The following is a 22,667-nucleotide window of genomic DNA, read 5'->3' as shown; positions in this document are numbered from 1 at the left end:
CTGAGCTTACCCGAGAAAGGGGGAATGTTATGCGCTGGATGACCCGTTCGCTGCACCGCAAATTATCGATCCTGCTGATCGCCTGCATCATCATCCCTGTGCTGCTGCTCGGCTACGTCTCCTACCGGACGGCATGGTCGATTAGCGAAGAGAAGAGCAAGCAGGCGAGCCTCAATACGCTGCGGCAGATTAGCGCCATTTTGGAGACGATCGCCCAGGACGTGGAGAACATGTCGATCTTTTTAATCGGACAGCATGATGTCCAGCAATATTTGGCCAAGGACCGGGCAAGCGCGAACGATTATTTGCGCATGGTCGGTTTTTTGACGAACCTTGCCTTTTCCAAAAGCTACATCGCAGACATCCGCATCATCCCGCTGAACGGCAACCCGGAGCTGTCCAATACGACGGTGCTGTCGTCCCATCTGTTCGGGCAGGCCCCGTCCGACGAAGCGTATTGGGAGGAACACCCGGTCTGGTGGTCGCCGCCGACGCTCAGCGACACGACGCTGGGCCAGAAGCGGATCGTCTCGCTCGTGCGTCCGATTCGCAATATGAATAATTTCGACAAGCTCGGCATGCTGTCGATCGGCATTGACGGAGACGCATTGGCTGAGCGGCTGCGCGAGGCGGCGGTAGATGGCGGCGGCAGTCTGTTCTTGCTGGATGCGGACGGCAATATCGTCGCAGCCAACGCCGATCGGGACGCGGCTGAGCAGTGGTCCGTGAAGCTGAGATCCCTTGCCGGGCAAGAGGCGCCTGCCGGCGCCGCACGCTTCTCGGAGATGGGGGAAGGCAGCGACCGCCACATTGTTGTGTCGATGTCCGTGCCGATTGCCCCGTGGAGCGTATATGCGCTCATTCCCTATCAGACTTTCAGTGCCCAGAACAGTTACCTGCTTCAATTCACAGCTGTCACCGTCGCGATCGTCATCGCGGTGATTGCCGCCGTGGCCGCTTATGTCGTCAAGCGGGTGACGAAGCCAATCATACGGCTCGCCCGATCGATCGGCGCCGTGCAGCCGGAACGGCCGTTCCGGCCGCTGCCGCAGACGTCCAGCGACGAGATCGGAATGCTTGTGCACAGCTACAACCAATTGAGCGACAATATCCGCAGCCTGACGGAGCAGGTGAAGGAGAACGAGGCCCGGAAAAAGGAAGCGGATCTGCTGGCCCTCCAGGCGCAAATCCATCCGCATTTTTTGTACAACACCTTGTCATCGGTTCAATGGATGGCCTACATGGAAGGAAACAGCCGCATTGCCAATCTCGTCGGCGCGCTTGGAGATTTCCTGCGCTTCAGCCTGAACCGGGGCCTGGAGACCTGTTCGCTCGAACAGGAGACCGAGCATGTGGCGAATTACTTGGAGATCCAATCGGTTCGTTATCCCGGGCGTTTCGATTACCGCATTCATTTGCCGGAGGAGCTGAAGGAATGTACGATGCTGAAGGTGCTGCTGCAGCCTCTCGTTGAAAACGCTATCACTCATGGTCTGCTTCCGGCCTATCCGGCATCGGGAGGCCGCCTGCTTATTGAGATTGTCATGGTTGACAGCGGCCGGGTCCGATTCACGGTTCAGGATAACGGCGGAGGTCTCGGCCCGGAAGAGCTGGAGCGGGTCAGGGAGCGGCTGAGCGCCCCGGAGCCAGCCGCGGCGAATGCCGAAGCATCCCGTTCGGGAGGCAGCGGATACGGTCTGTTCAACGTACAGCGCCGCCTGCTTCTCCATTACGGAACCGGAGCGGAGCTGCATATTGAGAGCCAGCCAGGGGAAGGGACAGCGGTCTCCTTTTCCATCCCGGTGGGCCGAAGCACCAGATGAATTACACGTGAAGGGGAGATATCCGTGAAAATATTGATTGTCGACGATGAAGTCATCATCCGGACGGGACTGGCCCAGGTCATTCCGTGGAACGAGCTGGGCTTCGAGGTGCTTCCGCCCTGCGCCTCCGCCGAGGAAGCGATGGAGATGATCGGAACGGAGAAGCCGCATCTCGTGCTGACGGATATCCGGATGACCGGCGCCGACGGAATCGCCCTGGCGGCCCATATCCGCGAGGTGAGTCCGCATACGGAGACGCTGATTTTGACCGGCTACGATGATTTCCATTACGCCCAGCGGGCGCTGCGGGAAGGGGTATGCGATTATTTGCTGAAGACGAGCCGCCCGGACGATATCGTGAAGGCGGCGCTGCGGGCGAAGGCGCGCATCCTGGAGAAGCAGGACGCGGCGGTGCATGATTCGGCGAAGGAGGCGTCCCACCGGGAGCGCCAGGTGCTGAAGCTGCTGACCGAGCCGCTGCCTGCGGAAGATTGCCGCCGGCTAGCCGCCGAATTGTTCCGCCGCGACGGCGCCCCGCAGGGAAGCGGAAGCAATGCGGCTTCGTATGAGGCGGCCGTCATCGCGGCGGACGGCTGGGGCGAAGCCCGGCACGGGCTGCTGCTGTTCGCGGCCGCTAATCTGCTGGCCGAGCTGCTTGGCGGCCCGGTCGTCCGGCACGAGCAGCGGCTGCTGGCGCTGCGCCGGACGGAGCCGGCCCCCGGCCGTCTGCCCTGCGGCTGGGACGAGGCGCTCCGCCGGACGGAGCAGCTCCTCAAGTGCCGGCTCTTCGCCGGAATCGGCGGGGCCGCCGCGGATGCCGCGGACATCGGCCGCTCCCGCCGGGAAGCTTCCAGCGCCGGGCGCTTCCGCTGGTTCGCGGCCGGCCGCCGCCTGCTGCATTATGAGGAGACGGTAGCCCGCGAAGGCCGTCCGTCGATCTGCTCGGCGCAGGAGGAGGACGGCCTGCTGCAGGCGCTGTCCTCCGGCCGGCCAGAGCGATTGCGCCGCTGGATTGGGGAGCGGGTGAAGGAGCTGATGGCGCATCCGCACGCCACGCCGGATTCTATCCGCTCCTATGGGCAATCCGCCTTGATCGCGGCGGAGCGTTGGCTGGAGCGGTGCGCGCAAGCCGCTGCGCCGCTGGACCGGCCAGCAGCGGAGGCGTGGGACGGCTGGAGCTGGCAGCCCCATGCGCTCGCCGACCCCGCGGCTGCCGAGCCGGAACAATGGGAAGGCTCGCTCTTCGCCGCGCTGCAGGAGGCGATGCAAATCTATCGGGACCGCTATGCGGACGATGCGGTCCCTTATGTATCCCGGGCGATGCGCTATATCCGGGAGAAAGCCGATGGAAGCCTGACGCTGCAGCATGTCGCCAGCGTGGTGAACGTCCACCCGAATCATCTGAGCGATAAGTTCAAGCAGGAGACGGGCATGAACTATATCGAGTACGTTACCCAAGCCCGCATCGCGCGGGCATGCCGCCTGCTGCAGGATGGAGCGGCGCTGGTATCGGATATCGCCCGGATGGTGGGGTACGAGGATTTGAAATATTTTTCCCAACTGTTCAAAAAGCATATGGGCTGCACCCCCTCCGAATACCGGAGCAGCCGGAGCGGCGGAGCTGCAGGCGGCTCGGACAGCGTCCCGGCGCGGTGATCGGCGCCCGGGCAGACACACTGGGACAGGATTCCTTTTCCGGCTGAACACAGCCGAGCGCCCGGCTTCGCGGCAATCGGCGAAAACATTCCCCCCTGCCGCTTAATTTCTTCCCTCACTGAAGAAGGAAGCGCTTTCGTATACTGGACGTACGCAGAGCGGTCCGGGCGGAAGTGCACTCTCTCTGCAGGCTTTTTGAGATTCGATTGCTCAAAACGATAGATATTATTGCGATTCGGTTACTCACAACGATAGACAATTGGAGGGGTTGTTCTTATGCGCACACGATGGATGACGATGCTGGTTATGCTCCTGGCTGTTTCCCTGCTCTCCGCATGCGGTTCAGGGGGAGGCACGGATGCCGGGCAGACAAGGCCCGGGGGCGAAGCGAAGGAAGCGGGTAGCACGGATAAGGTGAAGCTCTCCCTATGGCATAACTTCACGGGAGACGATCTTCGCGCCAAAGCGATGCGCGATATCATCGAGACATACCAGGAGGAGCACCCGGATATCGTGCTCGATATTCAAGCCATTCCGCCGGACGGCTACAAAACGCGCTTGAAAACGGTGGCGGCTGCCAATGAGATGCCGGATGTGTTCCTGATGTGGCCGGGCATGATGACGAAGGAATTCTATGGCGGAGGCTTGATTCAGCCGATTGACGATCTGCTGGACAGCAAGGCGGAGTGGAAGAGCAACTTCCTGCCGGGTTCGTTCGACGATTTTACGATCGACGGTAGCATTTATAGCGCTCCGATGGGATTGTCGCCGACTTCGATACTTTATTATAACGAAGAAATATTGAGCCGCCACGGCTTGCAGGTGCCGAAGACGTGGGATGAGCTGCTCGCCGCTGTGAAGACGCTGAATGAGAATAAGGTAACGCCGATCGCCCTCGGCAACAAGGCGGCCTGGCTCGCCCAGTCGAGCATTATCAGCTCGCTCGCGGACCGGGTGACCGGGACGGAATGGTTCCTGAAGGCCGCGAATCAGGACGGAGCCAAATTCACGGATCCGGAATTCGTGCGGGCGCTGGAGCTGCTGCAACAGCTGCAGCAGGCAGGGGCGTTCCAGATTGGCTTCAACAGCATCGACAATACTCAGATGGAAATGATGTTCGCGCAAGGCCAGGCCGCGATGATGATCGACGGCGGCTGGGCGTTGACGAATCTGTCGGCCAATGCGTCGCCGGAAGCGCTCAAAAGCATGGGCGCGACGGTGCTGCCTTCGGTCCCGGACGGCAAGGGCGACCCGAATTCGACCTCCGGCGTCGTCGGCGTCGGGCTCGGTCTAAGCGCCAAGGTCGACGGCAAGCGCAAAGAAGCCGCCTATGAGCTGATCTACGCCTTGTCCGGACCGGAGGCGCAGAAGCGTACATTGGAAGCGAATCAACTGGTCAGCTACAAGCTGGATCTCGATGAGGGTACCGTATCGCCGCTGTTCGCCAAAGTATACCGGCTTGTCAATGAAGTCAAGCGGACGCCGGTCTATGACGCCGTCATGACGAGCGCAGGTGCCGACGCTGTCAATAATGGGTTGCAGGAATTGCTGATGGGCGGCAAGCCGGAGGAGATTGCCCGCAAGATTCAGGAAGCACAGGCGAAGTCGCTCGGCCGCTGACATGCCGCCTGCTGCCGCAACGCCCTGCCCTTGACCATTCAGGCCAGGCCGCGGGCGATTCAGGCCAGGCAGGGCGGGTGGCGGCTCACACATCAACAAGAGGAGGCTGAGTCGAATGCGTGCGCATGCAGGGTCAAGCAAGCGAATTTTTATTGCGGCGGGGCTGGCGCCATCGCTTCTTATTTACGCCATCTTTGTCATTGTGCCGATATTCTGGTCGGCTTACTACGGCTTTTTTGATTGGAAAGGAATCGGCGAAATGCGCTTCACCGGCTTCGCCAACTTCGTCGAGGCGCTGCGAGATCCGGTATTCTGGCTTTCGTTCCGCAACAACATGGTTATTGTAGGGGCTTCCGTCTTCGGCCAGGTCCCGATTGCATTGCTGCTCGCTCTGCTGCTGAAGCGGGGAACCTGGTTCCAGCGCTTCGTCCGCTCGGCGGTATTCATGCCGATGGTGCTGTCCTCGGTCGTCATCGGGATTATTTGGACGAATATATATCATCCCCAGACGGGACTGGTGAATGCGGCGCTCGATGCGATAGGCTTATCCGATTGGAGACGGGCCTGGCTGTCGGAACCGGACATCGCCATCTGGATGATTGCGATTCCCGTCATTTGGAACTATATCGGACCGTATCTCATTATGTTCCTTGCCGCCCTGCACAGCATCCCGTCCGAGCTGGACGATGCGGCCGAGCTGGACGGAGCGCGGGGAATGCGCAAGCTGGCATCCCTGACGCTGCCCATGATTTGGGACACGCTCAAGGTGGCGATCGTACTGTGCATCTCCGGCAGCCTGAAGGCGTTCGACCTGATCTATGTCATGACGAACGGAGGACCGGCCCATGCTACGGAGCTGCTCGCATCATACATGTATAACAGCACCTTCACCGTCTACCGCTTCGGTTATGGCAGCGCGGTCTCAACCCTCATCGTCATCATCAGTTTGCTGCTCGTCGCGGGTTCACAACGGCTGATGCGCCGGGAAGCGCATTAGCATCCGGGATTGGACAGGAAGGAGGAATCGATATGGCATCATTGATAACCGCATCTGGAAGAGGGGACGCGGTCCGCGCTGCAGGCTCGCGCGAAGGGTCGCGGGCGCTCCGCCTCCTCGTGAACGCCGGCTTGGCCATCTATGCGCTCGTCACGCTGTATCCGCTCATCTGGCTCTATCTCAGCGCCTTCAAGACGAACGAGGAGTTTTTCGCCCATCCATTCGGGCTGCCGAGCTCATGGCAGTGGGACAATTTCGTGCGGGCGTGGGAAGTATCGGGGATGGGGCGCTCCATGTGGAACTCCTTGTTCGTCACGACGATATCGCTGGCGCTCACCTTGCTGCTCGGAGCGCTGGCTGCTTATATTTTGGCCCGGTTCCGGTTCAAGGGGCGCAGCCTGATGCAGGGCTTGTTCGTGCTCGGCATGCTGATACCGGTCCACAGCACGCTTGTTCCGCTCTTCATCATGATGAACAAGCTGGGCATTCTGAACACCCATGCGGCACTCATTTTCCCTTATACCGCCTTTGAGCTGCCGATTGCCATTTTCATCGTGGCTGCCTATCTGGCCAATATGCCGAAAGAGATGGAAGAAGCGGCGCACGTGGACGGCTGCGGGTACATGGGGATCTTCGCCCGGATCATGCTTCCCGTCTCGCTCCCGGCGCTCTCCACCGTCGCCATACTCGGCTTTCTTCGCTTCTGGAACGACTTCGCGTTCGCGCTCGTATTTATCAACAGCCCGGGGCTGAAGACGCTGCCGCTCAGCCTGTCCGTCTTCGCCACAGGCTACTCGACGGACTACAAGCTGACAATGGCCGCCCTTGGCATGGCCGCGCTGCCGACGATCGCGATCTACATTCTGTTCCAGGAGCAGGTCATGAAGGGGATGGCTGCGGGCGCAGTCAAAGGCTAACCGGATAGAGCGCGTGAGGACGAGACATCCGGATAAACCACCTAACGCGAGACATCCGGATAAACCACTAACAACGGGACAGCCGTGAGAAACTGGTGAACCGGAGCGTTCAGAGGCCGGTGATTGATAGACAAGGCCTTCGCCGCTGGAATAAAACAGGAAAGCCGGCACCGATAAAAGCAGCTCGCTCGCATGAGCCCCAAAGGTCGCCGGCTTGAATCAATCGATGACAACTTGCGTTTTCCTCGCTTATGAACAATATCCCCGTCGCACAGGAAACCGAATGAATCCGGTATCTGCCACGCTTATGACTAGTATCCCCATAGCGCAGGAACCGGAAAGTATCCGGGTTTTCCTTTCATATGAACAATATCCCCCTCACGCAGGAAATCGAGTTGAAACCATGCCTGCCGCGCTTAAGAGCAGTATCCCCATAGCGCAGGAACCGGAAAGTATCCGGGTTTTCCTTTCATATGAACAATATCCCCCTCACGCAGGAAATAGAGTTGAAACCATGCCTGCCGCGCTTAAGAGCAGTATCCCCATAGCGCAGGAACCGGAGACTATCCGGGTTTTCCTTTCTTATGAACAATATCCCCGTCGCACAGGAAACCGAGAGCACTCCGGTATCTGCCACGCTTTATGGATAGTATCCCCTTAGCGCAGGAACCGGAGAGTATCCGGGGTTTTCCTTTCTTATGAACAATATCCCCGTCGCACAGGAAACCGAGAGCACTCCGGTATCTGCCACGCTTATGAATAGTATCCCCTTAGCGCAGGAACCGGAGACTATCCGGGTTTTCCTTTCTTATGAACAATATCCCCGTCGCACAGGAAACCGAGAGCACTCCGGTATCTGCCACGCTTTATGGATAGTATCCCCTTAGCGCAGTAACCGGAGATTATCCGGGTTTTCCTTTCTTATGAACAATATCCCCGTCGCACAGGAAACCGTGAGCACTCCGGTATCTGCCACGCTTATGAATAGTATCCCCTTTGCGCAGGCAACTGAAGTATGTTCCTAAAATGGGATTATCAAAAAGAAAGTCCGCATAAACGCATAAATAGATTAACTGGATAACTGAAGAGATTGTCGGATGGTTAAATACAGTTCGCAGAGAGGCCCAGATATTATTAAATCGGAAAAATTAGTAGGGCTTTTCCTGAACGGTTGGGAGACCGAGCATAAGGCGAGCGAAGCATCTGACTGGATGGGAGACCGAGCATAAGGCGAGTCGGAGCCCCTGACTGGATGGGAGACTGAGCATAAGGCGAGCGGAACCCCTGACTGGACGGGAGACCGAGCATAAGGCGAGTCGAGAGCCCCTGACTGGATGGGAGACCGAGCATAAGGCGAGTCGAGAGCCCCTGACTGGATGGGGGACCGAGCATAAGGCGATTCGGAGCCCCTGACTGGATGGGAGACAGAGCATAAGGCGATCGGAACCCCTGACTGGACGGGAGACCGAGCATAAGGCGAGCGAAGCATCTGACTGGATGGGAGACCGAGCATAAGGCGATTCGGAGCCCCTGACTGGATGGGAGACTGAGCATAAGGCGATCAGAACCCCTGACTAGACGGGAGACCGAGCATAAGGCGAGTCGGAGCCCCTGACTGGATGGGAGACCGAGCATAAGGCGAGCGGAGCCCCTGACTGGATGGGAGACCGAACATAAGGCGAGTCGAGAGCCCCTGACTGGATGGGAGACTGAGCATAAGGCGATCGGAACCCCTGACTGGACGGGAGACAGAGCATAAGGCGAGAGGGGCTGCCTTAAGGGTAGGGGGATTCTGAATATGCGGCGTATAAATGTGGTTTTTTCGGCGGCAAACAGGGCCTGTGACTATATGAGTGTCTCCGTCAAAACGCAGGAAAAGAAGGGACGGAGGCCGTCCCTTCTCGGCGTATAATGGAATGGGTGCAGGTCTGGCAATAGCGGTTCAAGGGCGCTGCGGGACGTTGTGTTGGGGGACATGGTTATGTCCTGGCGCCCTGCATTTTAATCTATACTCTTCCTACGGACTGACGCATCAATATGTCGCAAGGGAGAACAATCTGGCGCGGCTTGTCTTCCCGGTTTTTAATTCGGTCCAGGAGCAGCTGCATGCCTTGCTCACCGAATTCGTAAGCTGGCTGGGAGGCGACGGAGAAGAACGGGTTCGCTTCCTCCACCCATCCGAAGTCATCGAAGCAGGCAATCGACAAATCCTCCGGCACGCGCAGGCCTAAGCTGCGGACCGATTTCAACACGGACAGGGCCAGCATATTATTCGCTGCGAAGATGGCTGTCGGCCGCGTCTCCGGATCGAGCTCCATCCAGTGCGCGACGGACAAGTCCTGCTCGCGCGAATAGCTCGTCTGCATGACCAACGTCTCGTCGAATTCGATGCCGGCTTCCTGCAAGGCCTCGATATAGCCGGCTTGCCGCTCGCGGGCGGTCGATACGTCCTGAGCGCCGTTCACGAGGGCGATGCGGCGGTGTCCGTACCGGATCATCTCCGCCACCATCCGCTTCGCCCCGTCGCGGCTGTCGCCGAGCACGGCGTCGCAGTCGATGCCCGGAACCTCGCGGTCCAGCAGCACGAAAGGCACATTTTGGCGCTGCAGCCACTCCAGATGCTCCCTGGATTGATCCCCGCTCGGCGCGAACAGCACCCCATCCACGCGCATCGACAGAATCATTTCGACGTAATCCTTTTCTTTTGAGAAGCTCTCGTCACTGTTCCCGAACATGAGCCGATAGCCATGCCGCATGGCGGCATCCTCGGCGCCACGCGCCATCGTCGTGAAGAACGGGTTCGTGATATCCGTAATGAGAAGCGACACGATCATGCTCTCTTGCGTGACGAGGCAGCGGGCAACCGAGTTCGGGATGTACCGCATTTCCTCCATCACCTGCTTGACCTTGACGCGGGTCTTTTCGCTCACTCTTCCGGTATTATTGATGACTCGGGATACGGTCATCGCCGAGACATTGGCTTTCTTCGCAATATCATAAATGGTAGCCATTGGCGTAATCTCCTACTATGATTTAATGGGCACCGGCGGCACACGCTGCAGTCGGCGTTCAGCGAACGAAGCGCCGCTGGAAGGCAGCATCCGGGGCTGAAGCCGGGACAGCGAGCTATCCGCGGGCCAGGCGCCTGCTACGACGGAACCGATCGGCGCAGCGAGGCTGAAGAAGCATGTCCTTTTTCCAATAAGAGGCGGCTCACTAAGTCCGCTTTTGGTTATGAAGCGTAATAGGAGCTGACCCGGTGTTGAGTCTTGCGCTCCCTTGTGAAGTCCTAATTATACCATTTTCGCCAGAACTTAAAAATAGATTATACCGATTATATTTTATGCTATAGAGAACATTGACATCAAGAGGGAGCGCATGATATTGTTGAGTTAACGATAACATTTCCAGTTAAAGTCATCTTATCGGGATAAATAAGGAGGGATCAGGCGTGGGCGAGAAGGTCATGCAAAAAGGTGTAAGCGTTATCGTCATGGATGAACGCGATCATGTGGCGACGGCGCTGCGGGAATTGCAGCCGGGAGAAGCGGTCACTTGCGAGGTTGCGGGTGCGACTCGTGCCGTTGCGGTAAGTCAGGTGATTCCCTTCGGGCATAAGGTGGCCATCGTTCCGATCGTGGAAGGCGACCATGTGCGCAAATACGGAGAAGTGATCGGCCGGGCGACCTGCGGCATTCCCGTCGGCAGCCATGTGCATGTGCACAATATCGAAGGGATCCGCGGTCGAGGGGATCAGGCGGCATCGGCCAAGTAAGCGGGTCTCATTCTGACAGCTTGTCAACTTAGGGAAGGGGAATCGGATAAATGAGCATGACATTCCAAGGCTACCGGCGTCCGAATGGCGAGGTAGGCATTCGCAATCATCTGCTAATCATCCCAACGGTCATTTGCGCGAATCAGGTATGCAACCGCATTCAACAGCTTGTTCCGAACACGGTCGCCATCCCGCATCAGCATGGCTGCAGCCAGATCGGCGCCGATAAGGAGCGCACGTTCGACGTGCTGGCCGGCACGGGGAAAAATCCGAACGTCGGCGGAGTGCTCATCGTCAGTCTTGGCTGCGAGGTCGTGGATCCGGTACAGCTCGGCGAGGAGATTCGCAAGACCGGGAAGCCGGTCGAGGTGTTCGACATCCAGAGCGTCGGCGGCTCTGTCAAGGCGATCCAGTACGGCGTCGAGCTGGCCGGCAAGATGCGGGCTCTGCTTGATGCGATGGAGAAGGTGGACATCCCGTTGTCCGAGCTGAAGGTGGGCGTCAAATGCGGCGGCTCGGATGCGACGAGCGGCCTCGCTTCCAACCCGGCGCTGGGCGTGGCGGCGGATGCGCTTATCGGGGAAGGCGGTACCATTGTCATCGGCGAGACGACGGAGATAATCGGGGCCGAGCATGTGCTGGCCGGACGGTGCCGGACGCCGGAGATTGCGGACAATCTGTACCACATCGTCGATCGATTCGAGAAGGAGGTCGAGCGGATGGGGGCGGATATGCGCGGCGGCAATCCGAGCCCGGGCAATATCGCGGGCGGCCTCAGCACGATCGAGGAGAAATCGCTCGGCTGCATCAGCAAATGCGGCACCGCCCCGATCGAAGGCATCGTCGAATATGCAGAGCAGGTGCCGAAGGGCGGGCTTTATTTTATGGACTCTCCCGGCAACGATATCGAATGCGTGTCCGGCATGGCCGCGGGCGGCGTGCATCTTGTCTGCTTCACGACGGGGCGCGGCACGCCGACCGGATCGGCCGTCATTCCGGTTATCAAGATTACCGGCAACCGCCTGTGCGCGGAGCGGATGGCCGACAATATGGATGTTGATGTGAGCGGCCTGCTTGAAGGGGAGTATTCACTCCAGGAAGCGGGCAAGCGCATCTGGGACGAGATCCGGGCGGTCAGCAGCGGCAAGCTGACGACAGCCGAAGTGCTTGGCCACGCGGAGTTCAGCATCAACCGCATCGGTCCGAGCCTGTAAGGAATGGCAGCAACCGGCCGGCAAGCTGAACGGCTGCGGGCCGCCTGAAGGGACAGGAACTTATTTTACATGGGGAACAAGAGAAAGGACGTGTCAACATGGGTCGTTTAACAGGACGAATCGCACTGGTGACAGGAGGCAGCCGCGGCATCGGCGAAGCTATCGTCATCCGCCTGGCGGAGGAAGGAGCGGATATCGCAATCAACTATATGTCGGAGGCTTCTTACGACAAGGCGGTCAAGGTGCAGCAGCAGGTGGAGCAGCTTGGGCGCAAGGCGATTGTCGTGCAGGCGGATGTCGGCAGCAAGGAGGAAGTGAACCGCATGTTCGACGAAGTCGAGGCGAAGCTGGGCCCTGTCGACGTACTGGTGAACAATGCGGGCATCGCCCCGTTCGAGCCGTTCATGCAAGTGACGGAAGAGACATGGGATCGCACTTATAATACAAACGTCAAGTCTATCTTTATGTGCTCGCAGCGGGCAGCGAAGCATATGATCGACAACCGCTTCGGCAAAATCGTCAACGTGCTGTCGACGGCCAGCCTGATGGTGACCAGTCCGGTCATTCCGCATTACCAGTCGTCCAAGGCGGCTGCGCATATGCTCACGAAGGGGATGGCGATCGAGCTCGGCAAATTCAATATCAACGTAAATGCGGTCGGCCCGAGCACGGTCGATACCGATATGTGCACGGAGTTCCTGGCTGCTCCAGGCATGCGGGAGAAGGAAGAGCAGGCCAACCCGATGAAGCGGCTTGGCACCGCGCGCCAGATTGGCGATGCGGTCGTCTTCCTCGCATCCGAGGAAGCGATGCAGGTCAATGGTCATTTGCTGATGGTAGACGGCGGCTTGACGGTAAAGGCGGCGCAGCCGGACGATCATATGGAACGGTAGGTGAGGCGAATGCTTAACATCACCCGGATGGTGGATCTCTCTCAGGAGCTATACCATTTGTGCCCGGTGCTGCCGGATTTCGAGCCGCCCAAAATGGACTATATCTGCGTCGGGCCGCGCGACGGCTGGAAGCTTGAGCAGGTGACGATGAACCTGCACACCGGTACGCATATGGATGCGCCGGCGCATTTGGGCGAGTATAGCAAGACTTTGGATCAATTCCCGGTAGACGCCTTTCAAGGGCGGATGGTCTTCATCCCGCTGCAGGATCGGGGCAAGGGTTACCCGATTGGACGATCGGATCTGGAGCCGTACGCCGAACAACTGAACAGCGACGCGGTCGCGCTGCTGTATACCGGCTGGGGCGAGAAGCGGGGCTGGACCAAGGAATGGATCTATGAATCTCCGTATCTGTCCAATGAGGGCGCCCGTTACTTGGCCGCGTGCGGCGTGAAGGCGGTTGGTATCGATCATTTCAGCATCGGCGGCACGGGCGAAGAGAACGAGGAGACGCACCGCATCGTACTCGGCGCGGATATGTGGGTCGCCGAAGGGCTGCAGCTCGATGATCCCGCGCTTCGGGAGGGCGACTGGCATGTGATGGCGATGCCGCTCAAAATACGGGATTCGAGCGGAGCGCCTGCGCGGATCGTGGCGATCCAGTGGGAGGCTCGTCCATGAGTCTTGTCACGTGGGAGTATCGAATCGAGTATAATGCGGCCGCATTGAACGAGCTGGGCCAATCCGGCTGGGAACTGGTCGCCGTTACGGTGGTCGACGGCATCGAGCAGATGTACCTCAAGCGGCCGGGCCCGACGTTCCGGGAACTCATTACGCTGGACCAACGCGAAGAAGTGGCTCGGATGGCGGAAGCTCGCGGCCGGGAGGGGGAGGACTCATGAAAAAAGGCGGAGTGCTTCATCCCCAACTGAACCGTATCCTGGCCGAGACGGGACATACCGATATGCTGACGATCTGCGATCGCGGATTCCCGGTACCGCTCGGAGTAGAGCGGGTCGATCTGGCCCTGACCGATGATCTGCCGGCCGTCACGGACGCGCTGCGGGCCATCGCCGGCGAATTCGTGATCGATTGCATTATCATTACCGAGGAAATGCAAGCCTTCAGTCCGGAGCGGGTCGCCCTGTTGAAGCAGTTGATGCCGGATGTGCGTTGGAAGGTGCTGCCGCACGTCCAGTTCAAGCAGCTGTGCACGGAATCGAGAGCGATCATCCGGACAGGGGATACGACCCCGTATGCGAATCTGATTATCGTATCCGGATGATTGGCAGGAGAGGCCGGGTTTGCGCCGGCCTCCACAGCTGCATCGCAGGATGTGGGAACGGGCCGTCACAGGCCTGTTCCCTTGTATGTACAGCTTTGGCCGATTATCGTTGTAAAGGCTTCCATCATGAACGCTTTTCTTTTCTGAAAATGGAATGATGAAAAATGGATATCGAGGGAAGGGGTCATCGGCATGCGTTTACAAGGGAAAGTATGCATCATTACAGGCGCGGGCTCCGGCATTGGCCGCAGCTCGGCGCTGCGCTTCGCGAGCGAGGGAGCGGTGGTCGTCGTAGCCGACATCCAGCCGGATGCAGGCCAGGAGACCGTGAAGCTGATCACGGAACAGGGCGGAGCCGCTTCGTTCGTGCAGGTGGACGTCACCGTTCCGGAGGAAGCTCAGGCCATAGCCGATACGGTGATGCGGCAGTATGGGCGCATTGATGTTCTGTTCAACAATGCGGGGGTCAGCGGCGTAGGAAGGCTGCATGAGATCGAACCCGAGGCATGGGATCGCGTCATTGCGATTAATATCCGCGGCGTCTTCCTGCCGAGCAAATATGTCATTCCGTATATGATCGAGCAGCAGAGCGGCGCGATTATCAACATGTCCTCCTGCATCGCCGAGATGGGGCTGGCGAACCGCGCATCCTACGCGGCAACGAAGGGCGCGGTATTGTCCTTGACCAAATCGATGCAGGTGGATTACGCCCCGTACAATATTCGGGTGAATGCGCTTCTGCCGGGAACGATCTACACCCCGTTCGTCGAGCAGTATCTGCGCAATTCTTATGATGATCCGGAGCAAGCGATTGCTTCCATCAAGACACGGCAGCTGAGCGGCGAACTCGGCATGCCTGAGGATGTGGCGGAAGCGGCGCTGTTCCTGGCTTCGGACGAAGCCAAATTTATTATGGGCTCCCCGTTGTACGTGGACGGCGGCGTGGTCTTCGGCAAAAATGCGTAATCCGCGCAGACGCGGACCCGGCACCGCCGGACTCTGCCTGTCTAGTGCCCATTATATCCAGTGAGGGAGGAAATTACGGTGAAATTTATCACGTTCTATGATCACGATCAACGGCTGCGCGCGGGCGTCAAGACGGATCGGGGCATCGTCGACATCAGCGGCAAATATACGATCAGCGAGGTTATCTCGGGAGGCCGGGACGTCCTGCGGGAGGTCGAGGCTTACGCCGCCGGCGCGGACGATGTTCTCGATGAGAAGGATCTGACCTGCGGGCCTTGCGTCACGGACCCGCAAAAGATCATCTGTGTCGGACTGAACTACCGGAAGCATGCGGAGGAGACGAATGCTCCGATTCCGGAAGTTCCGATTCTGTTCAACAAATTCAATAATACGCTGACCGGCCACGGCCATGATGTCGTGCTGCCGCGCGTCAGCCAAGCGGTAGATTACGAGGCCGAACTCGTCATCGTCATCGGCAAGTCTGCCAAGGATGTAGCGGAGGAGGAAGCGCTCGACTATGTGTTCGGCTACTGCAACGTGAACGACCTGTCGGCTCGCGATCTGCAGATGCGCACGCATCAATGGATGCTTGGCAAGTCCTGCGACGGCTTCAGTCCGCTCGGGCCGTATCTCGTTACGGCCGATGAGGTGGGCGATCCGAACCAGCTCGATATCCGATGCATCGTCAATGGGGAGACGCGCCAGCATTCGAATACGGCGGACATGATCTTCAACTGCAAGCAGATCATCAGCTATATATCGCGTCATATGACCCTGCTTCCGGGCGATCTCATTTTGACGGGCACGCCGGAAGGGGTCGTGTTCGGTCTGCCGGAAGCCGAGCGCGTCTACTTGAAGGACGGCGATATGGTCACGATTGAAATCGAAAAGCTCGGCGCTTTGACGAACCGGATGGTGGCCGAACGGTAGATCGGACGGCGCTTGAAGGGGACAGCTCCTTCAAGCGCTTTTTAGGCAGGCGAGAAGCGGATATTTGGGTAATTCGATCCGAGAAGAAAGAAGGGACTTCGATGCGCGTATCTTTATTTGTCACTTGTCTGGCGGATACTTGCTTTCCCGACGTGGCGGAGAGCGCGGTCCGGCTGCTGCACCGTCTCGGCTGCGACGTTGATTTCCCGCAGCTCCAGACGTGCTGCGGGCAGCCTGCGTTCAACAGCGGCTATCATGATGACGCGCGGGAGGTCGCGCGGCAATGGCTGAGGGCGTTCGAGCATAGCGACTACATTGTGACGCCATCCGGCTCCTGTGCCGGCATGGCGTGCCATTATTACGGGGATTTGTTCCGGGAGGAGCCGGAATGGCTGGCCCGGGCGGAGCGTGCGGCGAAGCGCACCTATGAGTTGTCCCAATTCATCGTGAAGGTGCTGGGGCGCACCGATATCGGGGCCGTCTACGAAGGGACGGCCACTTATCATCCGTCCTGCCACGGCATGCGGCTGCTCGGCATCGGCGACGAGCCGGTGACGTTGCTGCGCCATGTGAGGGGGCTGAAGCTCGTCGATCTGCCTCATCAGGAGGACTGCTGCGGCTTCGGCGGCACGTTCGCCGTGAAGATGCCGGAGATGTCCGGCGCGATGGTCACGGAGAAGGCGGAGCATGTCGTATCGACGCAAGCGGATATTCTGATCGGGACGGATATGGGCTGCCTGATGAACATTGGCGGCCGGCTCAACCAGGCCGGCAAGCCGATTCGCGTCATGCATCTCGCCCAACTGCTGGAGGAAGGAGTGAAGCGGGCATGAGTACGGAGATATCCTCCGCTCAAGGCGGCATCGGCAGCGGCCTGAAGCAGCGGACGAGGGCGGTGCTTCAGGACGCGTTCCTGCGTCAAGCCGTGGCGTTCACGACGAATAAGCTCCGAACCGGCCGCTTGAGCGCTGCCGAAGAATTCGGCGACTGGGAAACGTGGCGCAGCCGCGGCCAGGCGATTCGGCAGGATACGATCGAGCATTTGGACTATTATTTGGGTCAATTCGCGGAGCAGGCGGAACGGCGCGGCGCGCGGGTTCATTTTTGCGCGACGGGGGACGAAGCAGTGCAGGTCTTCCTGGCGATCGCGAAGGAGAAGCAGGCGAAGCTGGTGGCGAAGGGCAAGTCGATGGTGTCGGAAGAAATGCATCTGAACGAGCGGCTGCGCGAACAGGGGATCGACGCGATTGAGACCGACCTGGGCGAATATATTTTGCAGCTGGCGAAGGAGACGCCCTCCCATCTGATTATTCCGGCCATCCATAAGAACAAGTCCCAGATTGCCGAGCTGTTCACGAAAGAGGCCGGCAAGCCGCTTCCGCCGGAGACGAAGGAGCTGGCCGCGTTCGCCAAGCGGAAGCTGCGCCAATTTTTCCTGGAAGCGGACATCGGGCTCTCGGGCTGCAACTTCGGCATCGCCGAGTCCGGCACGGTGACGATCGTCTCGAACGAGGGCAATGGGCGCATGGTGACGACCTTGCCGAAGACGCATGTCGTCGTCATGGGGATGGAGCGGCTCGTCCCGACCTTCGACGATGTCGAGGTGATGCTGAACCTGCTGGCCCGCAGCGCGACGGGACAGAAGCTGACGACGTATACGTCGTTCATCACCGGTCCAAGGCAGCGGGGCGATCTGGACGGCCCGGAGGAGCTGCACATCATTATTCTCGACAACGGGCGCTCGGCGCAGCTCGGCGATCCGCAGTTCCAGCAGGTACTGCACTGCATCCGATGCGCGGCTTGCCTGAATGTATGTCCGGTCTACCGGCATGTGGGCGGCCATACGTACGGCTCGGTCTACAGCGGTCCGATCGGGGCCGTGCTGACTCCGCTGCTGCAGCAGGATATGAAGGAGGCGGGGACGCTCGCCTACGCGTCATCGCTCTGCGGGGCGTGTTATGAAGCCTGCCCGGTCAAAATTCCGCTCCATGACATGCTCGTTCATCTGCGCGCCCGCAAAGTGAAAGAAGGATATACGCCGCAGGCCGAACGGCTCGGGTTCCAGTTGTTCGGCAAAGTATTCAGCCAGGTGAAATGGTACCGGATGGCGGGCAAAGCCGCTTATTACGGCCAGAAGCCGCTCGTGCGCGGTGGCGTGATCCGCAAAGGGCCGGGCCCGCTTGGCGGCTGGACTGCATCGCGGACGTTCCCGGCGATACCGAAGCAGTCGTTCCGAGACCGGTGGGATAAGCTGCAAGCGGAATTGGCGCGGGCGGACCGCGAGAAGGGGAGGGATTCGTAATGGAGCGTCATGCGTTTCTCGCCGCGATTGCGTCCCGGCTCGGCCGTTCCGGGCCGTTGACGGAAGCGCCGGCCCATTTATACCGGGGCGTGCCGGGGGAATATCGGGACCGGATGGAGAGCCTGAACGCGGACGAGCGCCTTCAGCTGTTCGTAAGTAATTGGACGGCGCTCACCGGCGAAGCGGTCATCGTGCCGAAGGAGGAAGCGGCGGCGGGCATTGAAGAGATCCTCGTCCGCTTCCGGCAGCGCGGCCCGCTGGAGCGCGTGCTCTATGCGGATACGGAGGAGCTGCGAGGGTACGGCGTCCCGCAGGTGCTGCAGGAGCAGGGCTTGAGCGGGGTTCCGTGGGCGGACGATCGGGACAATGAAGCCGAGCTGGAGGCATTGGGCCTCTCCGAGCCCGGCGAAGCGGGAGCGCTTGCCGGAGCGAAGTGGCAGGCGCGAAGCCCCTTGCTGCGCGCCGCCGAGCGGTGCCATCTCGGCATCGTCGCGCCCGAGGCCGCGATCGCCAACACCGGCACGCTGGCGGTATGGTCCGCCGGGCGTCAAGGCCGCTCGGTCAGCCTGCTCCCGGGCATGCTGCTCGCCATACTGCCGGCCGAGCGGATCGTGGCCCGGATGGGCGAGGCATTCGAACGGGTGAACGGGACGGCGAACCGGGAAGGCGGCCTGCCGGCCTCGCTGAATCTGATAACGGGGCCGAGCCGCAGCGCCGATATCGAGAATGATCTCACGATCGGCGTTCACGGCCCGGGTGTGGTGGGTGTCGTCATTTTGACATCGGACGGCACTTAGGCACTTAGCAGCGCCGGTGCGGATTTAGATATAATATAAGCCGGTCAGCGGCGGCAGCGGCACCGTCATGCGGAGATCGCGCGGCCATGATTCCGGCAGCGGAATGTCCGCCCCCGGCTCGAACAGCAGCCGTATTGTCTCTTCCTCGGACAATACGGCTGCTTCCGCGTCCGGGTAGCGAAGGCGGACCTGGCCGTCTCCGAGATCATCCGCTTCGATGCGCGCGGCAGGCGACCCGGTCGACTGCCACCAGTCCCGAAGCAGACGGATGAGCCGCGCCATGGACGGAACATATACCGTGCCGTCATTGTGGCGGACATGGGCCGGGCAGGCGGACAGCTCGCGGTGCATGGCATTGTCCTGCCAAGGGACGACCACCTCCAGCCGCTCATAAGCCGGAATGCTCTGCAGCAGCCGCACGAGCTGCGGAGCGTCGGCTCCGCCATATTCAAGCACGATCGGCAGCCGATCGGTCTGGGAAGGCTTCGGCTTCAGCACATAAGCATACGCGGTAAGCGCCCCGCCGCGTTCCAGACCGTACAGCTTCGGCTTCATCTCCCGGCAGGACGCATAGGCGGCGGCATCCTTCAGGCCGGCCAGATCCCATACGCTCATGTCGAAGGCAGCCGTATGCTGCAGCGTCAGATCATGGAAGGCGAAGCAGTCGAAGCTGGAGAGCTCACGAAGGCGAGCATCGTTCGCTCCCTCTTCCGCCTTCGGAATGGCGGCGTCCCGGCTCGCCTCGGCCGTCAATGTATACGCTGTCAAGCGGCCGAACGAATAACAGCGGTTCCGGCGGTAAAGGGTACGGCCGCCCGAGATGAAGAGCAGCGCCGCTCCCATATCGTCGACATGGCGCATGACGCGATGGAGCAGCTCGGTCGCGACTCCGCTGCCCCGGGCTTCCGGCTCGGTGCAGACGGAACCGAGCGAGAAAACGGGAAGGCGGGCTGTGCCGATGCGCAGCTTGGCAGGCAGGAGCCCCATATGCGCGATAAGCTTATCGTCCCGAAATACGCCGTAGGAATGGGCAAAGACGGGCGAGAACAAGTATGGGAAGCCGTGTTCCATTGAGATTTGCCGGCTGTTGCGGAACACCTTGTCCGACAGTTGCACCGCCTGCTCGTAATCGAGCGGCTGCAGCATTCGTATTTGTTCCATGGTACTCCTCCTTATCGGGTTGCGGGTTAATTCAATTCCGGAGGCGGGAATTGCACATGACGGGATATATCCGTTTTTTGCCTCTGGCTCTTACTTTATTTCGATGAAGGAGGCAAGATACCTACTTGATGGCAAATTGGACATAAAAAAGACATAATTCCCCTCCGCCGTGCATCGCCTTGGAAGCTGCGCGATTTTGGGCGGTTGGGCATGCCTAAGGAACCTGGCGATGACAAGAGAACGGCATGCCGGCCTGCGATTAATAGGCCGCCGGACTTCGCTGGGCCGGCCCGGGCCGCGGCGGCAAAAAGCGGATCAGGCGCCCGTGCCGCCTGATCCGCTCTTTTTTTCGTAATCCCGTAAGATTGCTTATTGCTTGCCGGAAGCCGGAGGCTTCGCCCGGATCGCCTCCACCGCCCGGTCGGCGCCAATGGCCACGTCATAGGAGATGGACTCCAAATACGTCAATTGCCGCTTCACGTAGGCATCGTCCTTCTTGATGATCTGATCCCGGTAGATTTGATACGGACTGAAGGACATGCGAATCTCGCCATCCTCCATCGTCAGCGTGAGCAGGCCTGTATCCGCATTTTTCCCCTTCACGTAATCCGGAAAAAGAAAGTTGCCTATCGAATAGGCAATCGGCTTGCCGTTGTACCATTCGAAGCCTTGCAGCACGTGCACATGGCTGCCGACGATGCCGTCGGCCCCGGCGTCAATCATCTCGCGGGCATAGGTTCGCTGCCACGGCTCGGGCTTGTTGTTCTTCTCGACGCCCCAGTGCATATAGACGAATAAATAATCGCAATCCTGGCTCTCTTTGCGAATGACAGGCAGCACGCTTGACTTGTTGTACGCCTCTGCGATGCCTGGCCGGTCATCCGCGGCGAACCAGTATGTCTGGGGAATGAAGCGGGAGAAGGCGAGGAATTTGATGCGCTTCCCCTTAATCGTCACTTCATGGGCGCGGTAAGCCTCCTCGCGGTTTTTGCCGCCTCCCATATAGGGCAACTCGTAATGCTCCAGATTCGCGAGCGTATCGAGAAAGCCTTTTTGCTTGAAGTCGAGTGTATGATTGTTGGCGATCGATACGAGATCGAAGCCGGCATTCTTCAATCCTTCCAGCGAGATTGGGTCGGATTTGAAATTGAACAGCTGGTTCGTATCTTTTTGGTCATGGAAGGTGACGGCGGTCTCCAGATTGACGACGGCGAAATCGGCTTCCTGTATTTCCTCGGCCACATGCACGAACGGATAGTCCGGGCCTTCCTTGCGAATCGTCTCTTTGACCGACCAGTCCATGAGCGCGTCGCCCGCAAACACGAGCCGAATCGGCCCGTCTGCCGCGTCGTTGGCCCCGTCTGCGGGCCCGTTAACCGGGGGAAGCGGCGCAACCTCGCCGTTCTTCGGAGTCTTGCCCTCTGCGGGAGGGGCCCCGTAGGGAGCGGCTGCTGCCTGTTCTCCCTGGTCTTGCTGCGGTCCGTCCATCGCATGGAGGAGGATGCCGGCGGAGAACAGCAGGGCGGCAGCAGCAATCGCTAGCGCAGCTGTCCATTTGCGCCTGCGGCGCTGCTTCAGCCGCCGGTGACGCCCGCGGCGTGATTCCCGAAATGTGCTCAATGGGCACCTCCTATGTATAAAAGGTCACTTCACCGCTTTCATTATATTCGTTAACATCCGGAAATAAGTTTCAAAATATTTGCAATATACTATAAATTTTGTTACTTGACTTGAGTCTTCCCCATTTTCTTTTTGAAAACGCTATGGTAAAATAAACTTGCTTACATTTTGTAAGCTATGAAGGAGGGATGATGATATGGAATCCCATCATTTGGGGATGTGTCCCCGTTTTGAATCCGCGTTCTGTGTATTAGGGAAGCGCTGGAACGGGCTTCTCATTCAGGTCCTGCTCAGCGGACCGAAGCGGTTCAAAGATATCTCCGCGCTCATTCCTGCGATGAGCGACAAGATGCTAAGTGAGCGAATGAAAGATTTGGAGGCAGCCGGCATTGTCGTGCGCAACGTCTATCCGGAGACTCCGGTGCGCATTGAGTACGAACTGACCGACAAGGGGCTGGCGCTGCAGCCGGTCATGGAAGCCATTCAACATTGGGCGGAGACATGGGTGAGCGAGTCGGCGGACTGCGGAGAGTCGGATGAATCCGCTGCAACGGATTCGGACGATTCCTGACAAGGTTGAAGCGGCGCTGGTCGCCGCGTTCGGAAGATCGGGCGCTGCCAGAGGCGCATTATCGACATTATGCCCAAGGCATCGTATTTCGCAATGAATGAAGCAACGACTAACGGTTTATCACGCAAAGGAGAATGATG

Annotated in this window: 20 protein-coding genes; 17 read left to right on the top strand and 3 right to left on the bottom strand. The window is 59.3% G+C overall.

The features are described 5' to 3' along the window. Nucleotides 1-29 precede the first annotated feature (29 nt). The 5 genes from NNL35_RS22130 (at nucleotide 30) to NNL35_RS22110 (ending at nucleotide 7,013) form a co-directional block, all read left to right on the top strand. Nucleotides 30-1,823 carry a cache domain-containing sensor histidine kinase gene (locus NNL35_RS22130; RefSeq protein ID WP_006679780.1) on the top strand — a complete coding sequence of 598 codons (1,794 nt, stop codon included), beginning with the start codon at nucleotides 30-32 and terminating at the stop codon, nucleotides 1,821-1,823. A 24-nt stretch (nucleotides 1,824-1,847) separates the two neighbouring features. Then, entirely contained in the window at nucleotides 1,848-3,479 is a 1,632-nt protein-coding gene (locus NNL35_RS22125; RefSeq protein ID WP_006679781.1) for a helix-turn-helix domain-containing protein, read from the top strand. A gap of 276 nt (nucleotides 3,480-3,755) precedes the next feature. Further along, a complete protein-coding gene (locus tag NNL35_RS22120) occupies nucleotides 3,756-5,099 on the top strand; it encodes an extracellular solute-binding protein (protein ID WP_006679782.1) in 1,344 nt (447 codons plus the stop codon). 115 nt (nucleotides 5,100-5,214) lie between these two features. Continuing rightward, a complete protein-coding gene (locus NNL35_RS22115) occupies nucleotides 5,215-6,096 on the top strand; it encodes a carbohydrate ABC transporter permease (RefSeq protein WP_006679783.1) in 882 nt (293 codons plus the stop codon). Nucleotides 6,097-6,128: 32 nt separating this feature from the next. Continuing rightward, the gene (locus tag NNL35_RS22110; protein ID WP_006679784.1) at nucleotides 6,129-7,013 is read left to right on the top strand and encodes a carbohydrate ABC transporter permease; all 885 of its coding nucleotides are present in this window, start codon (nucleotides 6,129-6,131) and stop codon (nucleotides 7,011-7,013) included. A 2,006-nt stretch (nucleotides 7,014-9,019) separates the two neighbouring features. On the opposite strand, the gene NNL35_RS22105 is transcribed toward NNL35_RS22110, so the two are convergent. Beyond that, nucleotides 9,020-10,024, bottom strand: coding sequence for a LacI family DNA-binding transcriptional regulator (locus NNL35_RS22105; RefSeq protein WP_006675943.1), 1,005 nt, complete (start codon nucleotides 10,022-10,024; stop codon nucleotides 9,020-9,022). A 440-nt stretch (nucleotides 10,025-10,464) separates the two neighbouring features. Here NNL35_RS22105 and NNL35_RS22100 point away from each other — a divergent pair, with 440 nt between their 5' ends. The 11 genes from NNL35_RS22100 to NNL35_RS22050 all read left to right on the top strand — a co-directional run bounded on the left by NNL35_RS22100 (nucleotide 10,465) and on the right by NNL35_RS22050 (nucleotide 19,175). Then, nucleotides 10,465-10,788: a UxaA family hydrolase gene (locus NNL35_RS22100; RefSeq protein ID WP_006675944.1), complete on the top strand. Its 324-nt coding sequence runs from the start codon at nucleotides 10,465-10,467 to the stop codon at nucleotides 10,786-10,788. A gap of 50 nt (nucleotides 10,789-10,838) precedes the next feature. Next, nucleotides 10,839-12,002, top strand: coding sequence for a UxaA family hydrolase (locus NNL35_RS22095; protein ID WP_006675945.1), 1,164 nt, complete (start codon nucleotides 10,839-10,841; stop codon nucleotides 12,000-12,002). A gap of 98 nt (nucleotides 12,003-12,100) precedes the next feature. Continuing rightward, a complete protein-coding gene (locus tag NNL35_RS22090) occupies nucleotides 12,101-12,895 on the top strand; it encodes an SDR family NAD(P)-dependent oxidoreductase (RefSeq protein ID WP_040730546.1) in 795 nt (264 codons plus the stop codon). A 9-nt stretch (nucleotides 12,896-12,904) separates the two neighbouring features. Beyond that, nucleotides 12,905-13,576: a cyclase family protein gene (locus NNL35_RS22085; protein WP_040730549.1), complete on the top strand. Its 672-nt coding sequence runs from the start codon at nucleotides 12,905-12,907 to the stop codon at nucleotides 13,574-13,576. Next, nucleotides 13,573-13,797 (top strand): hypothetical protein, encoded by a 225-nt coding sequence (locus tag NNL35_RS22080; RefSeq protein ID WP_006675948.1) that lies wholly within the window; start codon nucleotides 13,573-13,575, stop codon nucleotides 13,795-13,797. Before NNL35_RS22085 ends, NNL35_RS22080 begins: the two co-directional genes overlap by 4 nt. Continuing rightward, a complete protein-coding gene (rbsD, locus tag NNL35_RS22075; protein ID WP_006675949.1) occupies nucleotides 13,794-14,180 on the top strand; it encodes a D-ribose pyranase in 387 nt (128 codons plus the stop codon). The genes NNL35_RS22080 and rbsD overlap by 4 nt, the downstream gene beginning before the upstream one ends. A gap of 192 nt (nucleotides 14,181-14,372) precedes the next feature. Then, nucleotides 14,373-15,146, top strand: coding sequence for an SDR family NAD(P)-dependent oxidoreductase (locus tag NNL35_RS22070; RefSeq protein ID WP_006675950.1), 774 nt, complete (start codon nucleotides 14,373-14,375; stop codon nucleotides 15,144-15,146). A 78-nt stretch (nucleotides 15,147-15,224) separates the two neighbouring features. After that, entirely contained in the window at nucleotides 15,225-16,076 is an 852-nt protein-coding gene (locus NNL35_RS22065) for a fumarylacetoacetate hydrolase family protein (RefSeq protein ID WP_006675951.1), read from the top strand. 101 nt (nucleotides 16,077-16,177) lie between these two features. Continuing rightward, nucleotides 16,178-16,909 carry a (Fe-S)-binding protein gene (locus tag NNL35_RS22060; RefSeq protein ID WP_006675952.1) on the top strand — a complete coding sequence of 244 codons (732 nt, stop codon included), beginning with the start codon at nucleotides 16,178-16,180 and terminating at the stop codon, nucleotides 16,907-16,909. Then, nucleotides 16,906-18,378: a LutB/LldF family L-lactate oxidation iron-sulfur protein gene (locus NNL35_RS22055; RefSeq protein WP_006675953.1), complete on the top strand. Its 1,473-nt coding sequence runs from the start codon at nucleotides 16,906-16,908 to the stop codon at nucleotides 18,376-18,378. Before NNL35_RS22060 ends, NNL35_RS22055 begins: the two co-directional genes overlap by 4 nt. Next, nucleotides 18,378-19,175 carry a LutC/YkgG family protein gene (locus tag NNL35_RS22050; RefSeq protein WP_006675954.1) on the top strand — a complete coding sequence of 266 codons (798 nt, stop codon included), beginning with the start codon at nucleotides 18,378-18,380 and terminating at the stop codon, nucleotides 19,173-19,175. Before NNL35_RS22055 ends, NNL35_RS22050 begins: the two co-directional genes overlap by 1 nt. Nucleotides 19,176-19,199: 24 nt before the next feature. Here NNL35_RS22050 and NNL35_RS22045 read toward each other — a convergent pair whose 3' ends face one another. Beyond that, the gene (locus NNL35_RS22045; RefSeq protein WP_040730553.1) at nucleotides 19,200-20,336 is read right to left on the bottom strand and encodes a GNAT family N-acetyltransferase; all 1,137 of its coding nucleotides are present in this window, start codon (nucleotides 20,334-20,336) and stop codon (nucleotides 19,200-19,202) included. Between the two features lie 369 nt (nucleotides 20,337-20,705). Further along, a complete protein-coding gene (locus NNL35_RS22040) occupies nucleotides 20,706-21,956 on the bottom strand; it encodes a CapA family protein (RefSeq protein WP_006675956.1) in 1,251 nt (416 codons plus the stop codon). 196 nt (nucleotides 21,957-22,152) lie between these two features. Between NNL35_RS22040 and NNL35_RS22035 the strand changes: the two genes are divergently transcribed. Continuing rightward, nucleotides 22,153-22,527, top strand: a complete 375-nt coding sequence (locus NNL35_RS22035) for a winged helix-turn-helix transcriptional regulator (protein WP_006675957.1) — start codon at nucleotides 22,153-22,155, stop codon at nucleotides 22,525-22,527. Nucleotides 22,528-22,667 lie beyond the last annotated feature (140 nt).

Source organism: Paenibacillus dendritiformis (assembly GCF_945605565.1).
GTDB lineage: Bacteria > Bacillota > Bacilli > Paenibacillales > Paenibacillaceae > Paenibacillus_B > Paenibacillus_B dendritiformis_A.
This window is presented reverse-complemented; position numbering and strand designations above follow the sequence as displayed.

Bases quoted from the DNA above. Each gene is read 5' to 3' on its own strand.
- NNL35_RS22050 (WP_006675954.1), top strand. From the start codon at position 18,378: ATGGAGCGTCATGCGTTTCTCGCCGCGATTGCGTCCCGGCTCGGCCGT.
- NNL35_RS22035 (WP_006675957.1), top strand. From the start codon at position 22,153: ATGGAATCCCATCATTTGGGGATGTGTCCCCGTTTTGAATCCGCGTTC.
- NNL35_RS22090 (WP_040730546.1), top strand. From the start codon at position 12,101: ATGGGTCGTTTAACAGGACGAATCGCACTGGTGACAGGAGGCAGCCGC.
- rbsD (WP_006675949.1), top strand. From the start codon at position 13,794: ATGAAAAAAGGCGGAGTGCTTCATCCCCAACTGAACCGTATCCTGGCC.
- NNL35_RS22055 (WP_006675953.1), top strand. From the start codon at position 16,906: ATGAGTACGGAGATATCCTCCGCTCAAGGCGGCATCGGCAGCGGCCTG.
- NNL35_RS22095 (WP_006675945.1), top strand. From the start codon at position 10,839: ATGAGCATGACATTCCAAGGCTACCGGCGTCCGAATGGCGAGGTAGGC.
- NNL35_RS22110 (WP_006679784.1), top strand. From the start codon at position 6,129: ATGGCATCATTGATAACCGCATCTGGAAGAGGGGACGCGGTCCGCGCT.
- NNL35_RS22120 (WP_006679782.1), top strand. From the start codon at position 3,756: ATGCGCACACGATGGATGACGATGCTGGTTATGCTCCTGGCTGTTTCC.
- NNL35_RS22045 (WP_040730553.1), bottom strand. From the start codon at position 20,336: ATGGAACAAATACGAATGCTGCAGCCGCTCGATTACGAGCAGGCGGTG.
- NNL35_RS22070 (WP_006675950.1), top strand. From the start codon at position 14,373: ATGCGTTTACAAGGGAAAGTATGCATCATTACAGGCGCGGGCTCCGGC.
- NNL35_RS22080 (WP_006675948.1), top strand. From the start codon at position 13,573: ATGAGTCTTGTCACGTGGGAGTATCGAATCGAGTATAATGCGGCCGCA.
- NNL35_RS22115 (WP_006679783.1), top strand. From the start codon at position 5,215: ATGCGTGCGCATGCAGGGTCAAGCAAGCGAATTTTTATTGCGGCGGGG.
- NNL35_RS22130 (WP_006679780.1), top strand. From the start codon at position 30: ATGCGCTGGATGACCCGTTCGCTGCACCGCAAATTATCGATCCTGCTG.
- NNL35_RS22105 (WP_006675943.1), bottom strand. From the start codon at position 10,024: ATGGCTACCATTTATGATATTGCGAAGAAAGCCAATGTCTCGGCGATG.
- NNL35_RS22085 (WP_040730549.1), top strand. From the start codon at position 12,905: ATGCTTAACATCACCCGGATGGTGGATCTCTCTCAGGAGCTATACCAT.
- NNL35_RS22060 (WP_006675952.1), top strand. From the start codon at position 16,178: ATGCGCGTATCTTTATTTGTCACTTGTCTGGCGGATACTTGCTTTCCC.